Here is a 2,256-nt window from a genome sequence, read left to right as displayed (position 1 = left end):
GGCTCTTCACAGATGAGGGTGTAGAGGTGGTTGGCGCGTCGTTGCCGGGATAGAGGTCGAGGTCTCTCGAAAATGAGGGTTCCTACACTCCTCATCCGAAAGACCTCGACGTGCCTGACGCTACCGGTCGGGCGGGCTTCGCCTGCGCTGACCTGACGACTTTCTGCCGCCTCGACGAACTTGGGCTGCAGGTGACCGGACAACGCCTTGAGCCCGGCCGTGCTGTGCTGGCGTGCCGGGTGACCGACGAGGACCGGTGGTGTCGTCGCTGCGGCGAAGAAGGCATCCCACGCGACAGCCTCACCCGTACTCTGGCCCATGAGCCGTTCGGGTGGCGCCCCACCACACTGCTGGTGACCATCCGTCGCTACCGGTGCGCCGGCTGCGCCCACGTGTGGCGACAAGACACCACCAGGATGGCCGAACCACGTGCCAAGCTGTCGCGGCGTGCTCTGCGGTGGGCGCTGGAAGCCATTGTCTGCCAGCATCTATCCGTGGCTCGCATCGCCGAAGCGCTCGCGGTGTCGTGGAACACCGCCAACAACGCGGTGCTGGCAGAAGGCCGACGGGTGCTGATCGCCGATCCGGCCCGTTTCGACGGCGTGGCGGTGATCGGCGTCGATGAGCACGTCTGGCGGCACACCCGTCGCGGTGACAGGTACGTCACCGTCATCATCGATCTCACCCCTGTGCGTGACGGGACCGGTCCGGCTCGGCTGCTCGACATGGTCGAGGGTCGCTCAAAAAAGGCGTTTCAGGACTGGTTGGCCGAGCGGCCGCAGGACTGGCGTGACGGCGTGGACGTTGTTGCTATGGATGGCTTCTCCGGGTTCAAGACCGCTACCGCCGAGGAACTGCCCGAGGCGGCGACGGTGATGGACCCTTTCCACGTGGTGCGCCTGGCTGGCAACGCCCTCGATGAGTGCCGCCGCCGGGTGCAGCTGGCGACATGTGGGCACCGCGGCCGCAAGTCCGACCCGCTCTACACCTGCCGACGCACCCTGCACACCGGTGCCGATCTGCTCACCGACCGCCAGCGCACCCGGCTGGCCGCCTTGTTCGCCGCCGACGCCCACGCAGAAGTCGAGGCCACCTGGCAGATGTATCAGCGCACCGTGGCCGCGTATCGTGAACCCGACCGCACGAAAGGCCGCACGATGATGGCGGCGCTGATCACCACGCTGAGCACCGGCGTTCCCAAGCCGCTGACCGAACTGATCACCCTGGGACGGACCCTGAAGAAGCGTGCCGCCGACGTGCTGGCCTACTTCGACCGCCCCGGCACCTCCAACGGGCCCACCGAAGCGATCAACGGCCGCCTCGAACACCTGCGCGGATCCGCGCTGGGCTTCCGCAACCTCACCAACTACATCGCCCGGTCACTGCTCGAGACCGGAGGCTTCCGAACTCAGCTCCTTGCACCTCGGCAGTGAAGAGTCCTCAACGCATATTCGACGCGGCCAGAGCGTCATTGGTCTCGGTCACCGAGAAACGATCGGGGTGCCAGCCTCGGGGCAGCCAGTCGCGCATCTCCTGCGCACCCAGCCCCATCGGTGTTGCCCGCGGGTCGTACCCGCCACGAACCCACGCAGCCAATTCCTCATAGCCGCCCAAGCCACCACAATCCTCCGGCGGGCAGGCCATCTTGCCCGCCAGGCACACCGGAGCCGAAGGTGGATCATCGAGAACGTCTTCGACCACCAGCACGTGCTCCCATCCGTCGCCGAAGTCGTAGTCATAGAACAACCGGTCGCCCTTACCGGAGACCACCTGATCCAGGCGCACACCGTCCTCGACGAGACCGTCGTCGCCTTCGCTGAGATCAAATCTGGTGACGAAGTAGGCACGGGTACGCCGGTCCGCCCCGACACCGAACTTATGCAGATGACCGTCCTGCCAGCCCATCGCAACCTGCAGCACGTCATGCAGCTCATCGAGCACGAGGTCACCCGGCAGGACCAGACGACGCCAGATCGGCGGCTTGGCGTACATCAGGTCGACCCGCACCCGGAAACCCCGCACACGCTCCGGCACAGCTCCCACCTCGGGTGTCGGTTCATCGAACACTCCCGCGAACAAATCCCGGCCAGCATCGGCCATCAGCTGTTGCAGCATCGACAGGTCCACACCACCCCCGGACACCGCGCTCTTCCTCTTACTCTTCCGCTTCTCCTCCGGCACACACCCAGCCAACCAGACACCCCAATCACAGGCCGACAGCAGCTGACCGTTCTACACCCTCAATCATGAAGAGCC

Annotated in this window: 2 protein-coding genes; one reads left to right on the top strand and one right to left on the bottom strand. The window is 65.7% G+C overall.

What is annotated here, in order from left to right:
- Positions 1-110: 110 nt before the first annotated feature.
- Positions 111-1,433, top strand: coding sequence for an ISL3 family transposase (locus tag AWB94_RS01475; RefSeq protein WP_052545499.1), 1,323 nt, complete (start codon positions 111-113; stop codon positions 1,431-1,433).
- 7 nt (positions 1,434-1,440) lie between these two features.
- On the opposite strand, the gene AWB94_RS01470 is transcribed toward AWB94_RS01475, so the two are convergent.
- Positions 1,441-2,142: a plasmid pRiA4b ORF-3 family protein gene (locus AWB94_RS01470; protein WP_052543539.1), complete on the bottom strand. Its 702-nt coding sequence runs from the start codon at positions 2,140-2,142 to the stop codon at positions 1,441-1,443.
- Positions 2,143-2,256 lie beyond the last annotated feature (114 nt).

It is taken from the genome of Mycolicibacterium canariasense, from assembly GCF_002101555.1.
GTDB lineage: Bacteria > Actinomycetota > Actinomycetes > Mycobacteriales > Mycobacteriaceae > Mycobacterium > Mycobacterium canariasense.
The sequence above is the reverse complement of the archived record's forward strand: the minus strand, read 5'-3'. Positions and strand labels throughout refer to the sequence as shown.